Source organism: Vreelandella stevensii S18214 (assembly GCF_000275725.1).
In the GTDB taxonomy this organism is placed as follows: Bacteria; Pseudomonadota; Gammaproteobacteria; order Pseudomonadales; family Halomonadaceae; genus Vreelandella; species Vreelandella stevensii.
Genome location: NZ_AJTS01000035.1, coordinates 117,379 through 135,569 on the forward strand (window position 1 = coordinate 117,379; position 18,191 = coordinate 135,569).

18 protein-coding genes are annotated in these 18,191 nt (G+C 61.2%); 7 read left to right on the forward strand and 11 right to left on the reverse strand.

All coding sequences use genetic code 11. The annotated features are described in order from the left end of the window. Positions 1–88 precede the first annotated feature (88 nt). From cyoE to HSS18214_RS0107495, 6 genes are all read right to left on the reverse strand, one after another. Entirely contained in the window at positions 89–1,012 is a 924-nt protein-coding gene (gene cyoE, locus HSS18214_RS0107470; RefSeq protein WP_026001798.1) for a heme o synthase, read from the reverse strand. Then, positions 970–1,311 (reverse strand): cytochrome o ubiquinol oxidase subunit IV, encoded by a 342-nt coding sequence (gene cyoD, locus HSS18214_RS0107475; RefSeq protein ID WP_026001799.1) that lies wholly within the window; start codon positions 1,309–1,311, stop codon positions 970–972. Before cyoD ends, cyoE begins: the two co-directional genes overlap by 43 nt. 1 nt (position 1,312) lies before the next feature. Beyond that, positions 1,313–1,924 (reverse strand): cytochrome o ubiquinol oxidase subunit III, encoded by a 612-nt coding sequence (cyoC, locus tag HSS18214_RS0107480; protein ID WP_016914670.1) that lies wholly within the window; start codon positions 1,922–1,924, stop codon positions 1,313–1,315. Further along, positions 1,924–3,948: a cytochrome o ubiquinol oxidase subunit I gene (gene cyoB / locus HSS18214_RS0107485; protein WP_016914671.1), complete on the reverse strand. Its 2,025-nt coding sequence runs from the start codon at positions 3,946–3,948 to the stop codon at positions 1,924–1,926. The genes cyoC and cyoB overlap by 1 nt, the downstream gene beginning before the upstream one ends. A 2-nt stretch (positions 3,949–3,950) precedes the next feature. After that, the gene (cyoA, locus tag HSS18214_RS0107490) at positions 3,951–5,012 is read right to left on the reverse strand and encodes a ubiquinol oxidase subunit II (protein WP_026001800.1); all 1,062 of its coding nucleotides are present in this window, start codon (positions 5,010–5,012) and stop codon (positions 3,951–3,953) included. Positions 5,013–5,278: 266 nt separating this feature from the next. Beyond that, positions 5,279–6,046 carry a DeoR/GlpR family DNA-binding transcription regulator gene (locus tag HSS18214_RS0107495; RefSeq protein ID WP_016914673.1) on the reverse strand — a complete coding sequence of 256 codons (768 nt, stop codon included), beginning with the start codon at positions 6,044–6,046 and terminating at the stop codon, positions 5,279–5,281. A gap of 277 nt (positions 6,047–6,323) precedes the next feature. Here HSS18214_RS0107495 and HSS18214_RS0107500 point away from each other — a divergent pair, with 277 nt between their 5' ends. From HSS18214_RS0107500 to cdd, 7 genes are all read left to right on the forward strand, one after another. Beyond that, positions 6,324–7,169, forward strand: coding sequence for an outer membrane protein OmpK (locus HSS18214_RS0107500; protein WP_026001801.1), 846 nt, complete (start codon positions 6,324–6,326; stop codon positions 7,167–7,169). A gap of 34 nt (positions 7,170–7,203) precedes the next feature. Continuing rightward, positions 7,204–8,487, forward strand: a complete 1,284-nt coding sequence (locus tag HSS18214_RS0107505; RefSeq protein ID WP_016914675.1) for a NupC/NupG family nucleoside CNT transporter — start codon at positions 7,204–7,206, stop codon at positions 8,485–8,487. 82 nt (positions 8,488–8,569) lie between these two features. Continuing rightward, positions 8,570–9,373, forward strand: coding sequence for a deoxyribose-phosphate aldolase (gene deoC / locus HSS18214_RS0107510; RefSeq protein WP_016914676.1), 804 nt, complete (start codon positions 8,570–8,572; stop codon positions 9,371–9,373). Then, on the forward strand, positions 9,374–10,726 hold the full coding sequence (gene deoA / locus HSS18214_RS0107515; RefSeq protein ID WP_016914677.1) for a thymidine phosphorylase: 1,353 nt from the start codon (positions 9,374–9,376) through the stop codon (positions 10,724–10,726). Next, on the forward strand, positions 10,726–11,970 hold the full coding sequence (locus HSS18214_RS0107520) for a phosphopentomutase (RefSeq protein ID WP_016914678.1): 1,245 nt from the start codon (positions 10,726–10,728) through the stop codon (positions 11,968–11,970). The genes deoA and HSS18214_RS0107520 overlap by 1 nt, the downstream gene beginning before the upstream one ends. Before the next feature lie 209 nt (positions 11,971–12,179). After that, positions 12,180–12,905, forward strand: a complete 726-nt coding sequence (gene deoD / locus HSS18214_RS0107525) for a purine-nucleoside phosphorylase (protein WP_016914679.1) — start codon at positions 12,180–12,182, stop codon at positions 12,903–12,905. Between the two features lie 53 nt (positions 12,906–12,958). After that, a complete protein-coding gene (cdd, locus tag HSS18214_RS0107530; protein ID WP_016914680.1) occupies positions 12,959–13,366 on the forward strand; it encodes a cytidine deaminase in 408 nt (135 codons plus the stop codon). Here cdd and HSS18214_RS0107535 read toward each other — a convergent pair. The 5 genes from HSS18214_RS0107535 to HSS18214_RS0107555 all read right to left on the reverse strand — a co-directional run bounded on the left by HSS18214_RS0107535 (position 13,363) and on the right by HSS18214_RS0107555 (position 18,005). Then, the gene (locus HSS18214_RS0107535) at positions 13,363–14,352 is read right to left on the reverse strand and encodes a LacI family DNA-binding transcriptional regulator (protein WP_016914681.1); all 990 of its coding nucleotides are present in this window, start codon (positions 14,350–14,352) and stop codon (positions 13,363–13,365) included. The genes cdd and HSS18214_RS0107535 overlap by 4 nt on opposite strands. Positions 14,353–14,453: 101 nt before the next feature. Continuing rightward, positions 14,454–14,615 (reverse strand): hypothetical protein, encoded by a 162-nt coding sequence (locus tag HSS18214_RS19240; RefSeq protein ID WP_016914682.1) that lies wholly within the window; start codon positions 14,613–14,615, stop codon positions 14,454–14,456. Then, a complete protein-coding gene (locus HSS18214_RS0107545) occupies positions 14,612–15,661 on the reverse strand; it encodes a Gfo/Idh/MocA family protein (RefSeq protein WP_016914683.1) in 1,050 nt (349 codons plus the stop codon). The genes HSS18214_RS19240 and HSS18214_RS0107545 overlap by 4 nt, the downstream gene beginning before the upstream one ends. Continuing rightward, entirely contained in the window at positions 15,658–16,437 is a 780-nt protein-coding gene (locus HSS18214_RS0107550) for a ThuA domain-containing protein (protein ID WP_016914684.1), read from the reverse strand. Before HSS18214_RS0107550 ends, HSS18214_RS0107545 begins: the two co-directional genes overlap by 4 nt. Before the next feature lie 146 nt (positions 16,438–16,583). Further along, complete coding sequence (locus HSS18214_RS0107555) at positions 16,584–18,005, reverse strand: hypothetical protein (protein ID WP_016914685.1); 1,422 nt, start codon at positions 18,003–18,005, stop codon at positions 16,584–16,586. Positions 18,006–18,191 lie beyond the last annotated feature (186 nt).

An 18,191-nucleotide genomic window follows, 5' to 3' on the forward strand; every position in this document is an offset into this window, starting at 1 on the left:
GCTGAAAGCCACGCTAAAAAGAACGCCCCGAACAGTTCACTGTTCGGGGCGTTTCAGGTTTTGCGTCAGGTTCAATCGTTGTTAGGCATTACACCCACATGGGCACCATGGCTTCCAGCACCATCACCAAACTCATCGCGGTGATCGTCAGGATCGAGACGCCAAACACTTTCCTGGCCCAGCGAACATCGTCATCTAACCGATAGCCGCGTAGTGCCAGGTAGAGCCAGTAGCCGCCCATGACCAGCGCCACACACAGATACCCCATCCCCGCCTGACTGGCCAGGACCAGCGCCAGCGAGGCGGGAATAAACGCCACGATATAGCCCAGGATGTGATGCTTGGCCATTTTGATCCCGTGCACCACCGGCAGTACCGGGATTGATGCCCGCTGATAATCCGCATAGCGGAAAATCGCAATGGCATAGGAGTGCGGCATCTGCCACAGGCAGAAAATCACCAGTAGCATCAGCGCACCGCTATCGAACTGCCCCGTGACGGCACAGTAGCCCACCACCGGGGGCATGGCCCCGGAAAGGCTGCCCACCAGCGTACCGTACTCGGAGTGGCGCTTCATGTAGAGGCTGTAGACCCCGACATACACGCCCCAGCCAATCACCGCCAGCGCCACCGTCAAGCCATTGGTGCCCAACGCCAGGCACACGACCCCCGCCACGCCCAGCAGCGCCGAAATACCCAGTGCCTGGGTAATCGAGATACGCCCCTTGGCGAGCGGGCGATGGCGCGTACGCGCCATCAGTGCATCGATATCCCGGTCGATGACGTTGTTGCAGGCACAGCCCGAGGCAATCACCAGCGCAATGCCCAGCATCACCGAGGCAAACGTGACGACATCGAAGGTGCCGTGGGCGGCTAGAAAATAGCCCCCCAGCGTGGCGATCAAGTTACCGCCAATGATGCCCGGCTTGGTGAGCGCCAGCAGGTCTCGCCAGCGGCTCGGTGCCACGTTCAGCCGATCATCATGTTGAGATGCAGATGCTGCATGATCCATAAAGAGCCCCCTACCACCAGGACGAGTATCGTCAGTGTGAAAACGAAGGACATCAGATTCCACCCCTCGTCGGCTTTGGTATTCATATGCATGAACATGACCAGCTGGACCAGAATCTGCAGCACGGCTGTTACAGCGATGACCACCACCGTCGCGGCGGTGCTTAGCGCACCGCTCATGACAACCGCAAACGGAATCACGGTTAGCACTAAAGATAGCAGAAGCCCGACAACATACGATTTAACGCTTCCATGGGAAGTCGTTGAATGCGCTGCTGAATGTGATGACGATTGGCTCATGTCAAAGCACCCCCATCAGGTAGACGAACGAGAACACACAGATCCACACGATATCCAGGAAGTGCCAGAACAGGCTGAGGCACAGGATACGCGGGCGCGTCATGGGCGTCAGGCCTTTGGTGGAAAGCTGCACCAGCATCACCAGAATCCATACCAGCCCCACCGTGACATGCAGGCCGTGGGTGCCCACCAGGGTAAAGAACGACGACAGAAACGCGCTCTGGTCTGGCCCATACCCTTGATGAATCAGGTGATGAAACTCATACACTTCCATGCCGACGAAGGCAGCCCCCAGGGCAAAGGTGACCGCCAGCCACGCCTTGACCTGACCCACCCGCTCGGCATTCATGGCCAAAACGCCCATGCCAAAAGTGAAACTGCTGAACAGCAGCAGAAAGGTTTCGACCAGCACGAACGGCAGCTCGAAAATATCGGCAGCCGTAGGCCCCCCCGCCGTGCCCTTCATGAGCACGGCATAAGTGGCAAACAGTGACCCGAAGATCACCAGATCGCTCATCAGGTAGACCCAGAAGCCGAAGACCTTGGTGCCTGCGGCATCGTGATGTTCGTGGGGCTCTGCAGTGGCCCCGTGATGCAAGGTATCCGTGGCCATTACGCTCGCGCCTCCACATAGTTGGTTTGTTCGCTATCGACAGCACTGCTGGGTGCCGAAGTTTTGCGGCGCTGATGTTCACGCTCGATACGCTCCACTTCGGCAGCGGGCACGTAGTAGTCGATGTCATCGTTGAACACACGGGCGAGGAAACTCACCACCACGCCCAGCGCACCGACGCCCGCCAGCCACCAGATGTGCCACACCAGCGCAAAACCCAGCACCAGTGCGAACAGGCTGATCACCGGGCCGGCTACGGTATTACGGGGCATATGGATATCGGTGTAGGGCGCGTCTTCGAGCTGTTCGTTACTGCGCTGTTTTTGCGACCAGAAGCTGTCGATGTCGCCCACTTCCGGCAAACGGGCAAAGTTGTAGAACGGCGCGGGGGAAGACGTGGACCACTCCAGCGTACGGCCATCCCAGGGATCGCCAGTCAGGTCGGCATTGAGCTTGCGGTCGCGCACGCTGACCCAGAACTGAATCACGGTGCAGGCAATGCCCATCATGATGATCACGGCACCCACCCAGGCCAGAATCATCCAGGGCTGCCATTCGGGGTTGGCGTAAGACTGCATGCGACGCACGGCACCGAAGAAGCTCAGCACGTAAAGCGGCATGAAGGCGACGTAGAAACCGATGAACCAGCACCAGAACGAACGCTTGCCCCACTTTTCGCTCAGCGTGAAGCCGAACGCTTTGGGGAACCAGTAGGTCAGGCCCGCCATCATGCCGAACACCACGCCGCCGATGATGACGTTGTGGAAGTGGGCAATCACGAACAGGCTGTTGTGCAGGACGAAGTTGGCTGCTGGCAGCGCCAGCATCACGCCGGTCATGCCGCCCAGGGTAAAGGTGATGATGAACCCCAGGGTCCATAGCACCGGCGAGGTCAGCTCCAGGCTGCCACGGAAGATGGTGAACAGCCAGTTGAACACTTTCACCCCGGTGGGGATGGCAATGATCATGGTCATGATGCCGAAGAAGGCGTTGACGTTGGCCCCGGCGCCCATGGTGAAGAAGTGGTGCAACCAGACGATGAACGACAGCAGCGTGATGGCCACGGTGGCCCACACCATGGTCTTGTAACCGAACAGGCGCTTACGGGCGAAGGTCGCGATGACTTCCGAGAACACGCCAAAGGCGGGCAGGATCAGAATGTACACTTCCGGGTGGCCCCAGGCCCAGATGAGGTTGACGTACATCATCATGTTGCCGCCAAAATCATTGGTGAAGAAGTGCATGCCGAAGTAGCGATCCAGCGTCAGCAGGGCAATGGTCGCGGTCAGAATGGGAAACGAGGCAATGATCAGGATATTGGCGCACAGCGATGTCCAGGTGAAGATCGGCATGCGGAACAGCGTCATGCCTTTGGTGCGCATTTTCAGGATCGTGACGAAGAAGTTGATGCCGGTGAGCGTCGTGCCTATCCCGGATATCTGCAAGGCCCATATCCAGTAATCGACCCCCACCCCAGGGCTGAACTCTATCCCCGATAAAGGCGCATACGCGAGCCAGCCGGTCTTGGCGAACTCCCCCACCACCAGTGAAATGTTCACCAGCACCGCAGAGACCGCAAACAGCCAGAAGCTCAAATTGTTGAGAAACGGAAAAGCCACGTCGCGGGCGCCGATCTGGAGTGGCACCACCAGGTTCATCAGGCCGATGACCATGGGCATCGCAACGAAGAAGATCATGATCACGCCGTGGGCGGTAAAGATCTGATCGTAATGTTCAGGAGGGAGATAACCTGCGGCACCCCCGGCCGCCATGGCCAGTTGGGTACGCATCATGATGGCATCGGCAAAGCCACGCAGCAGCATGACCAGGGCCACCACAAAATACATGATACCGAGCTTCTTGTGGTCGACGGAGGTAAACCACTCGTTCCACAGCCAGCCCCACTTGCGGTAATAGGTGAGCGCGCCAAGCAGCGCCGCACCGCCAATCGCCATGAACACCGCCACGACCATGATGATCGGTTCGTGATACGGAATGGCGTCGAGCGTCAATTTTCCAAACATGTTTAACCCCCGGCTTCTACGCTGTCAGGATGGCCGCCCATGGCGTGCTCATCGCTAGCGTGCTGATTGGTAACGTGGCCATAGGCAGCGTGATGGGAGGCCACCTGGGCACTCTCGAGCTCACCGCTTTCGCCATGGCTGTCGTGGGCTTCACCTACGGCGTCGCTATGTGCCGCATGGTCACTGTGGCCACCATGGCCGCCGTGGCCTTCACCACCCCCGTGGAAGCTGGTCAGAATCGTTTCGTACAGGGCGGGTGCCACTGACGAGTAGTGTTCGACCGGGTGGTATTCACTGGGGGTCGCCAGGGCGTTGTAGCCTTCGGGGTAGGTCAGGGTCTGGTCTGCTTCACGCACGTTGGCCACCCAGGCATCGAAGTCGGCGGGCGAGGTCACGTGGGCGTCGAAGGTCATGCCGGAGAAACCGGCTCCGCTGTAATTGGTGGAACGGCCTGGGTAGACGCCCACTTCATCGGCGATCAGGTGCACGTCGTTGTCCATGCCCGCCATGGCGTAGATCTGGCTGCCCAGGTGGGGAATGAAGAACGCATTCATCACCGAACCAGAGCTGACCCTGAAGCGCACCGGCGTATCCACCGGGAAGGCCACTTCATTGACACTGGCAATGCCCTGCTCGGGGTAGATGAACAGCCATTTCCAGTCCAGCGCCACCGCCTGTATTTCCATGGGCGCTACGCTGCTTTCGATGGGCTTGTGGGGGTCCAGGGAGTGCGAGGTTTGCCAGGTAAGAAAGGCGAGAACGGCGATGATCACGCAAGGCACGCTCCACACCGCTGCCTCGATGGCATTGGAGTGGGCCCAGTCAGGCAGGTACTTGGCAACGCTGTTGCTGCGCCGGTAACGCCAGCCAAACAGCAGCGTCATGACGATCACCGGGATCACCACAATCAGCATCAGCCCAAAGGAGGTCAGAATCAGCGAGCGCTGCTCGACGCCAATCTGCCCCTTTGGGTCCAGCAATGCAGAACTGCAGCCCGCCAACAGCAGGCACAGCACAACGAGCACAAGAATGCCTCGTCTGCGCCAAAGGGTAGGTAATTGCATGGGTGTAGTCTCGTGAGAGAGTGGCTGATACAGCCTGCTGCTGGCTGGCTAACTAGCCAGCTAAGTAGCAAGCTAACTATTACCCCATACATTTCCCAAAACCGTCGAGGGTTGACGTGCTCCGGGAAAGGTATGCGCTACCGGGAGGGGTAGGTAGCGAGTCTTAACCACACGTTGCGTGTATAAATTAAGACTAAAGTATTTTCCATTGATCTCCGTCAATCAGAAAGAGGCGCTTTGCCGCACCCCAGGGGCGGCCAAATGTGTTAGGCAACGCTGATGCTGAGGGAGCTGGCGGGATGGTTTTCCAGCAGGCCAGGGGCGCGCTCGTCGTCGGTGATCACCACGTCGAAATCGGCCAGCGAGGCAAAATAGGCGGGCCGTACGACGCCGAACTTGCTGGCATCGACCACCAGCAACCGCTGCATGGCGGTAGCAATCGCCGCTTGTTTGGGAGCCACTTCGTGGAAGTGAAAACAGCTCACTCCGCGCTCCCAGTCTACTCCTGCCGCTGAAATCAGCGCCTTGTTGATGCCCAGCCGTTCGATGGCACCCCGCATGCCATCGCTGCCGAAAGACTGCGACGAGGCGTGAAACAGCCCCCCCAGCAGCACCAGCCGCACGTTGGGCAGCGCGGCAACCGTGTTGGCCACGTTCAGCGCGTAGGTCACCACGGTCAGCTCGCGGAAGTGGCTCAGTTGGCCCAGCAAGGGAATCAGCGTAGAGCCACAGTCGATGAACAGCGTGTCGCCTTCATCGATGAAACTGGCGGCACGCTGGCACAGGCGATGTTTGACATGATAGTGGCTGGCCTGCTGCTCGGTAAGGTCGTAGACCGGCGTCACGCCGGGGTAGCTGGCCATCACCAGCCGCCCCCCCAGCAGGCTCAAGGGAGATGGCTGCGTGGCGAGGTCTCGGCGAATGGTCATTTCCGACACTCCGCACAGCTCGGCGGCATCGCGCAGGTGCAGGGTTCCCCCGCTTGCCAGGGCTTCTTGCAGCATAGCCAGGCGCTGGGCACTCCGGTCATTCACAGGCATCTCCTTGTGATTCATCTTGTTATCGGGTTTCAGCGCTCAGGTAACGCTTATGCTGAGCCAGCGCCCCGCGAATTTCCACTCCCCTACCACTCTGTTTGCCGCCATGAGGCGCATGAAACACCCTGGCAGCGTTGATGTGACAATACTTGCAAATCAACGTTAAAAAAATAACACTCGATGTTATAATTTTAACATCAACGCCAGCCTGCACGACCCACAACGTCGGTATGCCACCTCTCGTGGCACCGTAATAACCCTTGTTGAGGCTTTCATGACTGCTTTATCCCCCTCTTACGTTTCTTCGCTCGTCACGCTTGGCGCTGGCGTTTTCATGGCTGGTGCGCTGGCCGCTGCTCCGGCCGTTGCCAATGATGCAGCAAGTGGCCCAATGACCCCGCACTGGTCATTTGCCAATGTTTCCCTGAACTACCTGGACTGGTCCAACGGTACCGAAGCGCGCACGGCGAGCAATGCCGCCAAGAGCGACTTCACGTTCGTTGAAATCGAAGGCGGCGTCGGCTTTAGCTGGGGCGAGTTCTACGGCTTCTTCGATTTCGAGAACCCGACCAACGACCAGTTCGACGAAGCCAGTGGCGGTAAGGACAACTTCCGCACCGCAGGCAAAGTGACCTCGCACATTTACCTGGGCGACAGCCCGCTGTCGCTTTACGCCCACGTTTATGACTTCCGCGACTACGGTTTCAATGCCCGCGAGCAGGATCAGATTCTCGGCCTGGGCTACCGCACGACGTTCGCCAACGGCCTATGGTTCAAGCCCTTCATCGGTGCTGCCAGGGTGCAAAGTGATGGTTACACGGGCATGAATGGCTACATGGCAGGCTGGGTCGCGGGCTACGACTTCACCGCGCTGGACCAGAATTTCAGCGTGACCAACTGGCACGAGCAGACCTTCGGTCGCGACAGCGACTACCTTTCCCAGAACTTCGTCAACGGTACCGCAGGGAGCGTGGGTACCAACGGTGCATTGAGCCTTTGGTGGCACCCGTCTGACTTGATCACCACCGGCGTGCAGTATCGCTACTCAGAGAACAAGCTGGGTACACCCGACGCCTATCAGAACGCGATGATTTACTCAGTCAAGCTAAACTTGCTGTAATCGCTCCCACTTCTCACGCTCCGAAGGTACTCCCATGACCCTCATCATGAGCCTGGTTGGCATGGTCACTCTGGTGGCCATTGCGCTTGTTTTCTCCTATGACCGCAAGGCGATTCGCCTGCGTACCGTGCTGGGTGCCTTCGCGATCCAGGCGGGTATCGGTGCGTTCGTGCTCTACGTACCGTTTGGCCAGGCCGTTCTGCAGGCCATTTCGGCAGGCGTCAGCCAGGTGCTGGTCTACGCCAACGACGGCATCGGCTTTTTGTTTGGCGGGCTGGCTGACGTGGACAACGTCGGTTTCGTCTTCGCCATCAAAGTCCTGCCGGTCATCATCTTTTTCTCCTCGCTGATTGCCGTGCTCTATTATGTCGGCATCATGCAGTGGGTCATCCGGATTCTGGGTGGCGCGTTGCAGAAGGCACTGGGCACCTCGCGCACCGAGTCGCTTTCGGCCACGGCCAACATCTTCGTGGGCCAGACCGAGGCACCGCTGGTGGTGCGCCCGTTCATTGCCCGCATGACCCCTTCGCAGCTGTTTGCGGTGATGTGTGGTGGCCTGGCTTCCGTGGCGGGTTCGGTGCTGGCGGGCTATGCCGCGCTGGGCATTCCCATGGAGTATCTGGTGGCGGCCTCGTTCATGGCGGCACCTGGCGGCCTGCTGTTCGCCAAGCTGATCATGCCGGAAACCCAGAACGTGGAAGATAGCGACAGCGTTTCCAAGGTCGATGAAGAGCTGAAAGAGCAGGACGACAAGCCCGCCAACGTGCTGGATGCCGCCGCCGCCGGTGCTACGTCGGGCATGAAGCTGGCAGCCAACGTGGGTGCCATGCTGCTGGCCTTCATCGCCCTGATCGCGCTGGTCAACGGTATTCTGGGCGGCGTGGGCGGCTGGTTCGGTTTCGAGGCATTGAGCCTGGAGCTGATTCTGGGTTGGCTGTTTGCCCCGCTGGCCTTCCTGCTGGGCGTGCCCTGGGAAGAAGCCACCCTGGCGGGCTCGTTCATCGGCCAGAAACTGGTGGTCAACGAGTTCGTGGCCTTTATCAACCTGGCCCCCTACATTGAAGGGGAACAGGTGGTGGCTGCCACGGGTCAACTGATGACGCCCCACACCATGGCCATCCTGTCATTTGCCTTGTGTGGTTTTGCCAACCTGTCGTCGATTGCCGTTCTGCTCGGTGGCCTGGGCAGCATTGCCCCGACCCGCCGCAAGGAGATTGCTCGGTTTGGTGTGAAAGCCGTGCTGGCAGGCACGCTCTCCAACCTGATGTCTGCCTCGATTGCCGGTTTCTTCCTGGCGTTGAGCAGCCTCACCGCCTGACGCAGCGAGTACGCGATAACGCAACGGGCGCTGCTTTAGTACGCAGTGCCCGTTTTGTCTTTTACCGATTGATGAGAACTTCATGACTGCCACCACTTCCCCCCCGCTTATCCAGGCCGCCCGTCACGCCCTGACGTTAATGGACCTCACCAGCCTGAACGACAGCGACACCGACAGCGTGATCGAAGCGCTGTGCCAGCAGGTCAAGACCCCCTACGGCCACCCGGCAGCGGTGTGCGTTTACCCCTCGTTCATCGTCACGGCAGCCCGCGCGCTGGGCGCCCACAAGCTGGATGATCAGGTCAAGATCGCCACGGTCACCAACTTCCCCCATGGGGGCGATGACATCATGGGCGCGGCCCGTGAAACCCGCGAAGCCGTGGCATCGGGTGCCCATGAAGTCGACGTGGTGTTCCCCTACCGCGCCTTGATGGCAGGCGATGAAGAGACTGGCCGCGAGCTGGTGGAAATGTGCAAGGCCGTCTGTGGTGGCCAGGCATTGCTGAAAGTCATCATCGAGTCCGGCGAACTCAAGGACCCTGCGCTGATCCAACGTGCCAGTGAGCTGGCCATCGAAGGCGGCGCGGATTTCATCAAGACCTCGACCGGAAAAGTGCCGGTCAATGCCACGCTGGAAGCCGCCGAGATCATGCTCAAGGCCATCAAGGCCAGCGGCAAAGACGTTGGCTTCAAAGCCGCCGGCGGCGTACGCAGCGCAGAAGAAGCCGCTGAGTACCTGGCGCTGGCAGCCGACATCATGGGGCCGCAGTGGGTCACCCCGGCACACTTCCGGTTTGGTGCCTCCAGCCTGCTGGGCAACTTGTTGAACACACTCGACGGTGGCGCTGACGCGGCGCTGCTCTCCACCAACAACGGAGGCTACTAAATGTCGTCCAACGCTTCTCACCACGCGCTGCTCCCTCAAGAACTGATTCGCCTGAAGCGCGACGGCCAGCCGCTGCCCGCTGAAGAGATCAAGGCGTTCGTGCAGGGCATCGCCGATGACCGCATCAGCGATGCGCAGATCGGCGCCTTCACCATGTCGGTCTTTTTGAATGGCATGAGCCGCGAAGAAGTCGTGGCGCTGACCACCGCGACGCGCGATTCTGGCCACGTGATGCAGTGGGATTCGCTCAACCTGCCCGGCCCGATTGTGGACAAGCACTCCACCGGCGGAGTGGGCGATCTGGTGTCGCTGGTGCTGGGCCCGTGGGTCGCGGCCTGCGGCGCCTTCGTGCCGATGATTTCCGGCCGTGGCCTGGGCCACACCGGCGGTACCCTGGACAAGCTGGAATCCATCCCCGGCTACGACCCCTACCCCGCCCCCGAACGCTTCAGTGAGGTGGTGAAATCCACCGGCGTGGCGATCATCGGTCAAACCGGCAACCTCGCCCCGGCCGACAAGCGCATCTACGGCGTGCGTGATGTCACCGCCACCGTGGAATCCATCCCGCTGATCACGGCCTCGATTCTGGGCAAAAAGCTGGCCTCTGGTCTGGACGCCCTGGTAATGGACGTCAAAGTGGGCAGCGGCGCGTTCATGCCCACCCCGGAAAAGTCCCGCGAACTGGCCAAAAGCATCGCCAACGTGGCCACCCAGGCAGGCACACCCACCACCGCCCTGCTCACCGACATGAGCCAGCCTCTGGCCCCGTGTGCCGGTAACGCGGTAGAAATCGTCGAAACCCTGGCGCTGCTGCGCGGCGAGCGAGCCAACAGCCGCGTGATGCAGGTCACCCGCGAACTGGCCGTTGAAATGCTCATCGCGGGCAAGCTGGTGAACCATCGCGAAGAAGCCCTCGCCAAGCTGGACAAAGCACTGACCTCCGGCGCGGCGGCGGAAGTCTTCGCCCGTATGGTGCGCGAACTGGGCGGCCCCGCCGACTTCATGGAGCGCTCTGACAGCTACCTGGCCACCGCCCCGGTCGTTCAAGCGGTCTACCCCGAGCAGAGCGGTATCGTGCAGCGTTTCGATACCCGCGCCGTGGGCATGAGCGTGGTGGAGCTGGGCGGCGGCCGCCTGCGTAACGACGCCAACGTCGATCATAGCGTGGGCTTTAGCGACATCGTCGAAATCGGCGACCGTGTCGACAGCCAGCGCCCGCTGGCCATCGTCCACGCCCGCACGGAAGTGGCCGCGGCCCGTGCCGCTGCTCAGCTTCGTGCGGCGGTCACCATTGGCGATGCCGACGCCACCGCCGACACCCTGTTGCAAGAGACCTTCCGAGGAGAAGCCTGATGCGCCGCGCCATCGTCCTGGTACTCGACTCTTTCGGGATCGGTAGCGCCCCCGATGCCGCCACCTTTGGCGACCAGGGGTCAGATACTCTGGGCCACATCGCCGCCGCTTGTGCCCGTGGCGAAGCCGACACCGCCGAGCGCTCCGGCCCATTGTCGCTGCCCAACATGGCCGCGCTAGGCCTGTTCCACGCCCACCGCGACGCCACTGGCAGCGTGGCGGAAGGCGTCAGTTTGCCCGACCAACTGACGGGCGCTTACGCCCACGCCAAAGAGATCTCCAGCGGCAAGGACACCCCTTCCGGCCACTGGGAGATTGCCGGTGTGCCGGTGCGTTTCGACTGGGGCTACTTCCTCGATAAAACCGACAGTTTCCCACTCGAACTGCTGGACGCCATCATTCGGGAGGCCGAGCTGACCGGCGTGATCGGCAACTGCCACGCCTCAGGCACCGAGATCATCGCTCGCCTGGGCGAAGAGCATATCGCCACCGGCAAACCGATCGTGTACACCTCGGCCGACTCCGTGTTCCAGATTGCCGCCCATGAAGAGCACTTCGGCCTGGAACGCCTCTACGCGCTGTGCGAAACCGTCCGCGAACTGCTGGAGCCCTACAACATTGGCCGCGTCATCGCTCGGCCGTTCATTGGCGAAGACCGCGCAAGCTTTGCGCGCACCGGCAACCGCCGCGACTACAGCGTCGAGCCGCCCAGCCCCACCGTGCTGCAAAAGCTCGCCGATGCCGGGGGCGAAGTGGTGTCGATTGGCAAGATCGCCGACATCTACGCCCACTGCGGCATTACCCACAAGATCAAGGCCAGCGGCCACGACGCGTTGATGGATGCCACCCTGGCGGAAGTCGCGCGCACCGCCAACGAGACCAGCGACCGCCCGACCATGATCATGACCAACTTCGTGGATTTCGATTCGGTCTACGGCCATCGCCGGGACGTACCGGGCTACGCCGCCGCGCTGGAGCACTTCGACGCCCGCCTGCCGGAGCTGCTGGCAGCCCTCGATGACGACGACCTGCTGCTGCTCACTGCCGACCACGGCTGCGACCCCAGTTGGGAAGGCACCGAGCACACCCGCGAATACGTGCCGATCATGGTACGCGGCGCAGGCTTCGCCCCCGGCCCACTGGGCGAGCGCGGCACCTTTGCCGACATTGGCCAAACCCTTGCGGCGTTCTTCGCCGTAGACGCCATGGCCGACGGCGAGAGCTTTTTACCTGACGCTGCTTAAAGGCAAATAACCAACCTCTAGCAAAAAATCGAGCAAGGTCTGAATCAGCCCGTAGCGGGGGTCTTTCGCCAAGGCCGGAAAATGTTCCCAACAATTCCGGCATTTCCGCCATCCATGGCGGTCAGATGGCGAAAGTAGCGCCCAGGGAAGGGTTCACAGCGCCCCCGCGAAGGGCTGATTCAGACCGTTAAATTATATGGGAGCGTGACATGGCTACACCGCATATTAATGCCGAAATGGGCGATTTCGCCGATACCGTCCTGATGCCTGGCGACCCGCTGCGCGCCAAGTACATCGCCGACACCTACCTGGAGAACGTGCGCCAGGTCAACGACGTGCGCAGCATGTTCGGCTACACCGGCACCTACAAAGGCCGCGAGATTTCCGTCATGGGCCACGGTATGGGCATCCCCTCCGTGTCCATTTACGCCAAAGAGCTGATTACCGATTACGGCGTGAAGTCGATCATCCGCGTGGGCTCCTGCGGCGCGGTACGTGACGATGTCAACGTGCGCGACGTGGTGATCGGGCTGGGTGCCAGCACCGACTCCAAAGTGAACCGCATGCGCTTCAATGACCACGACCTGGCCGCCATTGCCGACTTCGAGCTGGCCAGCCACGCAGTGGCAGCCGCCAAAGCGCAGAACGTCGCCGTGAAAGTCGGCAACATCTTCTCGGCGGACCTGTTCTACAACCCGCAGACCGACATGGCCGAGCTGATGAAGCGCTACGGCATCGTCGGCGTCGAGATGGAAGCCGCAGGCCTGTATGGCGTGGCCGCCGAGTTTGGTGCCCGTGCACTGACCATCTGCACCGTCTCCGACCACATTCTGAAAGGTGACTCGCTCTCCAGTGCCGACCGCCAAACCACCTTCAACGATATGATGGTGATTGCCCTCGACACCGTTCTGCGCGATGACGCCGCCAAGGCGTAATGCCCGGCGTCTTGAGCCCATAGACATCCTGAACACAGAGAGAGAATAGCGCCATGAGCCACGCGGATCAGGCATTGGTCGACACGCTGCTGACCACCCTGGGCAACGCCTACGCGCCCTACTCCAACCACCCCGTGGCGGCGGTGATGGAGTGCCCCGACGGCCAGCAGTTTGCCGGTAGCAACGTGGAAGTCGCCCACTACAAAGGGCTGTGTGCCGAAGCCTCGGCGATTTCTGCCATGATTACCGCTGGCCAGCGCGAGCTGGCCAGGGTCTACGTGATGGGCCCCGGCGAGCACCTCTGCACGCCCTGCGGCGACTGCCGCCAGCGCATCCGCGAATTCGCCACCCCCAGCACGCAAATCATGGTGCTCTCCAAACAGGGCGAGGTGTTGAAAACCTACACCATGGACAGCCTGCTGCCCGACGCTTTTGGGCCGGAGCAGCTGCCGGGGCGTTAAGCCGTTTCCCGCAGCACTAGCGCCACCGGCAGCGACACGTGCCGGGGCGCTTTTCCTGCCAACGCATCGCCCAGCAGCTCCACGCTCATTGCCGCAATGGCGGCAATGTCCTGGCGTACCGTGGTCAACCCCGTGGCCAGAGTGGGCAGGTCGTCAAAGCCGGTGACGGCTACCTCGCTGGGCACACGAATACCGCTGTCTTCCAGAGCAGCCACGCAGCCCAGCGCCAGCTCGTCGGTGGCACAGACCAGCGCGTCGAAGGGCAAGAGTGCGTCTGGGCGCTCCTTGAGCAGGCGGTTGAGCTGGCGATAGCTGGTCAGGGAGTCCGAGGTCAGCCGATGCGGCAGGCTGATCAACTGCTCGCTGAGCCCCGCTTCGGTGACGGCACGCTGATACCCGGAAAGGCGGCTGAGAGGCCGCGGCACGTCCAGCCCCCCCCCCACAAACGCGATTCGCGTTCGCCCCTGCTCGATCAGGTGCTGCGTCATCTGGTAAATGCCCGAGACATCGTCCGGGGCCACCGAAAAGCCGTCTCCTGCGTTGCCAATTCGTACGAAGGGAACGCCCGCTGCCTGCAGAAGGCCTGGCCTGGCATCTTCTGCCGTTTCGCCCAGCAAGATCGCGGCTCCTGCCCGCTCGGGCAGCTCATGGGTCTGATCGTGGTGAAAAAACACCGGCACCATGCCTTGCTGGTGCAGGGCCACGGTCAGGTGCTGGTAGAGCAGAATGTAGTAGGGCCGCAGCTCGATATCCTGTCGCCCAAGGGAGATCCCCACCACCGCTGCCTTACCGCTGATCAGTTGGCGGGCGGCGGCGCTGGGTTGATAGGCCAGCTCACGGCTGATGGTCAGAATCCGCTCGCGCAGCGCGTCGCTCAGCCCGGGCTTGCCGTTCAAGGCTCGGCTGACCGATGCGATGGATACCTCGGCACGCCGGGCAATTTCGCGGATGGTCGCCGCCGGTGCGCTCGATGTGTGCTGTTTCATGCCTGGCCTCAGCCGCCGTTGGGGGGCTTGATTGTACAAAAAGCGGGGCGGAAAATCGCCGCCCCCTGCGCAAGCAACCACGTGCCAGCCAAGCCCTTGCGTTACCAGCCGCGTCTTGCCAGGCGCGAGAGTTCTCCCTCCAGCTGCTGCACGGCCAGCACCTCGTCATCCTCATACAGTACCGGGCACGTGGGGTTACGGCCAAACTCGATGGCGTGGGCTTTCTGCTGGGCTTCGGCGGTCAGATGAAATCTGCTGATCAACTGGCAATTGCCAGGCTGCGGTCCTCCAGGCTGGAAACGAAACAGGCATCCAGCACGGTTTGAATGGCCGCGCCCCGGGCAAAGTCGGGCTGGTCGTTCTCCCCAGTGCGAATGCTCTCGATAAAGCGCTGGTAGATGCTGGGCGTGGGCGGCGCCTTGACGGTGCTCCAGCGAGCGGGATGCACGTCATCGTTCAGGCACACCTGAACTTCATCCTTGGAGGCGTCTAGATCCACGCGGATCGCCCCCTTGTCGCCGTGAACGCTCAGCGTCAGCGAGTTGTGGTGCCCGGTTGCCCAGCGGGTTGCCTGAATCGTGCCCATGGCGCCGTTGGCAAAGCGCACGCGCATCAGCGCCGTGTCGTTGGCATCCAGCAGGTAGTCGCCGATGCGGTTGTCCGGGGCTTTGTCGAAGCAGGTGAGTTCGCAGTTGACGCGAGTGATATCGCCCACCGGGAAGCTGGCAAAATCGACGATATGCACGCCCACATCGCCCAGTACGCCTTTGCTGCCGTGGGCTTCCGAGAGCCGCCAGAGCCACTGGCTATCCTCATCCCAGCGCCCCCAGGCGTTGCTCACCAGCCAGCTCTGGCGATAGCTGGCATCCACGTGGCGAACGGTGCCGATGGCGCCGCCGGTAATCAGCGCTCGGGCGTGCTGAATGGCGGGGGCGTCACGGTAGCTCAGGTTGACCATGTTGATGACCTTGGCGGCCTGGGCGGCAGCGACCATCTCATGGGCATCCTCGGCATTGGTGGCCAGGGGCTTTTCACACAGGATGTGTTTACCCGCCGCAATGGCCGCCAGCGACGTGGCCTTGTGCACGCCATCCGGAGTGACATTGCTCACCGCGTGGATATCGTCGCGGGCCAGCATGTCGTCCAGCGACTGGTACACATCGGCAATGCCATGGCGCTCGGCGAAGGCCTGCGCCTTGGGGAAATCACGGTCGCATACGGCAACCACTTCGACACCTTCGAGTCGGCCATAGTGCTTGGCGTGCTCCCCCGCCATGCTGCCCGCGCCAATCATCGCGATACGGATCATTTGAAGCCCTCCTCACCGGGTTTGTGCAAGCTTTCGCCCTTGATCTCGACCGGGTTGGGCGCCTGGTCGGCGGGGACGTTGGGGCAGCTGTCGATCCACCGGGAGCCTTCCGGCTGTGCCCAGACGACGGCGTTCTTGAGCACCCGCTTTACCTGCTCGTCGTAGTAGATCGGGTAGGTTTCGTGGCCGGGACGGAAGTAGAAAATCTTGCCGTTGCCACGCTTGTAGGTCAGGCCGGAACGGAACACTTCGCCGCCTTCGAAGGCACTGATGAAAATCACCTCGTCCGGGTTGGGCACCGCAAAGGGTTCGCCGTACATTTCGGTATGGGGCAGTTCGATGTAATCCCCGAGCCCTTGCACGATGGGGTGTCCAGGATTCACCACCCAGAGCCGCTCACGCTCACCGGCTTCCCGCCATTTCAGTGAGCAGGTAGTGCCCATCAAGCGTTTGAAGATTTTCGAGTAGTGGCCGGAGTGCAGCACGATCAAGCCCATGCCCTGCAGCACGCGCGTTTGCACGCGGTCGACGGTCTCTTCCAGCACGTCGCCGTGGGCGGCGTGGCCCCACCACAGCAGCACGTCGGTATTCTCCAGCGTCTCTTCGTCAAGCCCCTGCGCCGGGTCTTGCAGCGTGACCGCCGTGGCCGTTAGCGCTTCCGCTTCATTCAACCCGTCGGCGATGCACTGGTGCATGCCGGTGGGGTAAATACGCGCCACTACGTCGTTGGTTTGTTCGTGGACGTTTTCGCCCCATACGGTGACTCGGAGTGTCATGTCGTTCTCCTCAGCGTTGAGAGGTGCTTGCTCACGAGCGTGAGCGCTGAGGAGAAAAGTAAACGTTTACTCAAAAAGAGTAAACGTTTACTTATTGGATTTTAGTCGAACACCACCGACGCGCTGGCGTCAGGTTCTATTGCTTTTCAGACCGGGGCTTCGTCGGGGCGGTTCTCGGCGACGCGCTCGACATCCACAATGCCCGAGCGGCTGACCACGACTTTCCAGCGCGCCAGGTAAGGGGCATCTTCGCTGCCCGTTTCGCGCACCACCAGGTTGAACAGGTGGCGGCGCTCGACACTTTCCCGCACCGCCTGCCCCTCTTTCAGGCGATAGATATGGTGCTTATCCTTGCTCATCAGGCGGGTCAGCATGGAGAGGTCTATGCTCAGGGTTTCGCGGGTATGCTCATAGCCGCTCAAGAAGCGTGTGGGGGACATGCGCGAGCTGGAGCGATAGTGCATGACCACCTCTTCGCGCTGGGCCACCGTGCGCCGCCGCATCTGCTGTATGTCCTGGTCGAGGGCGGTATAGCGCTTGTAGTCGAACCATTCGAGCTGCCGACCGACCAGCGCATTGTGGGTAGGGTCGATGTATTGTCGCCGCCACTTGGGTCGGCCTCTTCTCAGCCATCGCCATAGGGTATTGCGCAGGTCGTCCTTGAACACTTCGCGCATGGCGTAGAGCAGCGCCATGGCCAGCACGAACAGTGCGGTGATGTCGCCAATCACGTCGCGCAGGTGCAGTACCCCCAACGACACGAAGGCCATGACCACCGCGGTGGCCAGGGCCTTGACGGCTTTCTGTTCGCCGCTACCCAGCTCCAGCGAGCGCTGCTTGAGCGTGATCGGGTACTCGATCAGCCGTCGCAGCAGGCGCATCTTGTTGGACATGCGAGTGGGGTCATCGCGTACGCGCTCGGCGTTGTACTCCTGCTGCTCGCGGTACTCGCCTTCACGGTGGCAGATAGTCACCAGGCGTCGTTTGACCTCGCTGAATTTCCCGCCCTTGGGCATGTGGGCCACCAGCGCCAACAGCTGCTGCTCGGTGAACCAGGAAAGATAGTTGTCGATATTGGCAAAGTATTTATAGAGCCGTTCATCGGTGGGCGGGTTACGCCGCAAGCGCTTGAGTATGCCGTCGCTCAGGTCGCTCATCTCGACCAGCTGGTCATAAAGCTCGTTCGCCTTGTCGTGGGTGCTGCTCTTCTCCTCACCCTGCAGGCGACGCAGTTTACGGGCCGTGGAGAGCATGCCCTGGGTGGTGCGCTCCAGCGCCACCACGTACTGGTAGGCGTAGAGACTGAGGCTCAAGCGGTAGGAGTCGCTGCCCAGCTGGTTACGGCTGGCCAGGCGGCTATGCACCAGCGGCAGATGGTACTCGTCGCTGTAGTAAGTGCGCGAGACGTTGATGGCAGCGTGATAAAATACTTCTTCGGAGATGATGTGCGTACTCAGCCCCAGCTCCTGGGGCACGAACAAGTACACATCCAGCGTATGTGAGGTCTCTTCCTTCAGCCGTCGAGACAAGCGCAGTTGGAAGCTATTTTTACGTTCAACGTTGATCACCCTCACTTATCTCCTGCTTTCATGCCAGACTCGATGATATACCATGATGAGCTCGCGAGTACGGCTGGCAGAGCGTCGTCTGCCAGCGCACCTTGATACCAAAGAGCCATACCATCAAGGCTGCGCCATCAGGACTGTACCATGAAGACTGTGCCGTGAAGACCGCGCCATGCAGCGCATGGCATG

What these genes read in the sequence shown, in the direction of transcription:
- cyoE (WP_026001798.1), bottom strand. Translation starts at nt 1,012, where the DNA reads ATGGATCATGCAGCATCTGCATCTCAACATGATGATCGGCTGAACGTG.
- cyoD (WP_026001799.1), bottom strand. Translation starts at nt 1,311, where the DNA reads ATGAGCCAATCGTCATCACATTCAGCAGCGCATTCAACGACTTCCCAT.
- cyoC (WP_016914670.1), bottom strand. Translation starts at nt 1,924, where the DNA reads ATGGCCACGGATACCTTGCATCACGGGGCCACTGCAGAGCCCCACGAA.
- cyoB (WP_016914671.1), bottom strand. Translation starts at nt 3,948, where the DNA reads ATGTTTGGAAAATTGACGCTCGACGCCATTCCGTATCACGAACCGATC.
- cyoA (WP_026001800.1), bottom strand. Translation starts at nt 5,012, where the DNA reads ATGCAATTACCTACCCTTTGGCGCAGACGAGGCATTCTTGTGCTCGTT.
- HSS18214_RS0107500 (WP_026001801.1), top strand. Translation starts at nt 6,324, where the DNA reads ATGACTGCTTTATCCCCCTCTTACGTTTCTTCGCTCGTCACGCTTGGC.
- HSS18214_RS0107505 (WP_016914675.1), top strand. Translation starts at nt 7,204, where the DNA reads ATGACCCTCATCATGAGCCTGGTTGGCATGGTCACTCTGGTGGCCATT.
- deoC (WP_016914676.1), top strand. Translation starts at nt 8,570, where the DNA reads ATGACTGCCACCACTTCCCCCCCGCTTATCCAGGCCGCCCGTCACGCC.
- deoA (WP_016914677.1), top strand. Translation starts at nt 9,374, where the DNA reads ATGTCGTCCAACGCTTCTCACCACGCGCTGCTCCCTCAAGAACTGATT.
- HSS18214_RS0107520 (WP_016914678.1), top strand. Translation starts at nt 10,726, where the DNA reads ATGCGCCGCGCCATCGTCCTGGTACTCGACTCTTTCGGGATCGGTAGC.
- deoD (WP_016914679.1), top strand. Translation starts at nt 12,180, where the DNA reads ATGGCTACACCGCATATTAATGCCGAAATGGGCGATTTCGCCGATACC.
- cdd (WP_016914680.1), top strand. Translation starts at nt 12,959, where the DNA reads ATGAGCCACGCGGATCAGGCATTGGTCGACACGCTGCTGACCACCCTG.
- HSS18214_RS0107535 (WP_016914681.1), bottom strand. Translation starts at nt 14,352, where the DNA reads ATGAAACAGCACACATCGAGCGCACCGGCGGCGACCATCCGCGAAATT.
- HSS18214_RS0107545 (WP_016914683.1), bottom strand. Translation starts at nt 15,661, where the DNA reads ATGATCCGTATCGCGATGATTGGCGCGGGCAGCATGGCGGGGGAGCAC.
- HSS18214_RS0107550 (WP_016914684.1), bottom strand. Translation starts at nt 16,437, where the DNA reads ATGACACTCCGAGTCACCGTATGGGGCGAAAACGTCCACGAACAAACC.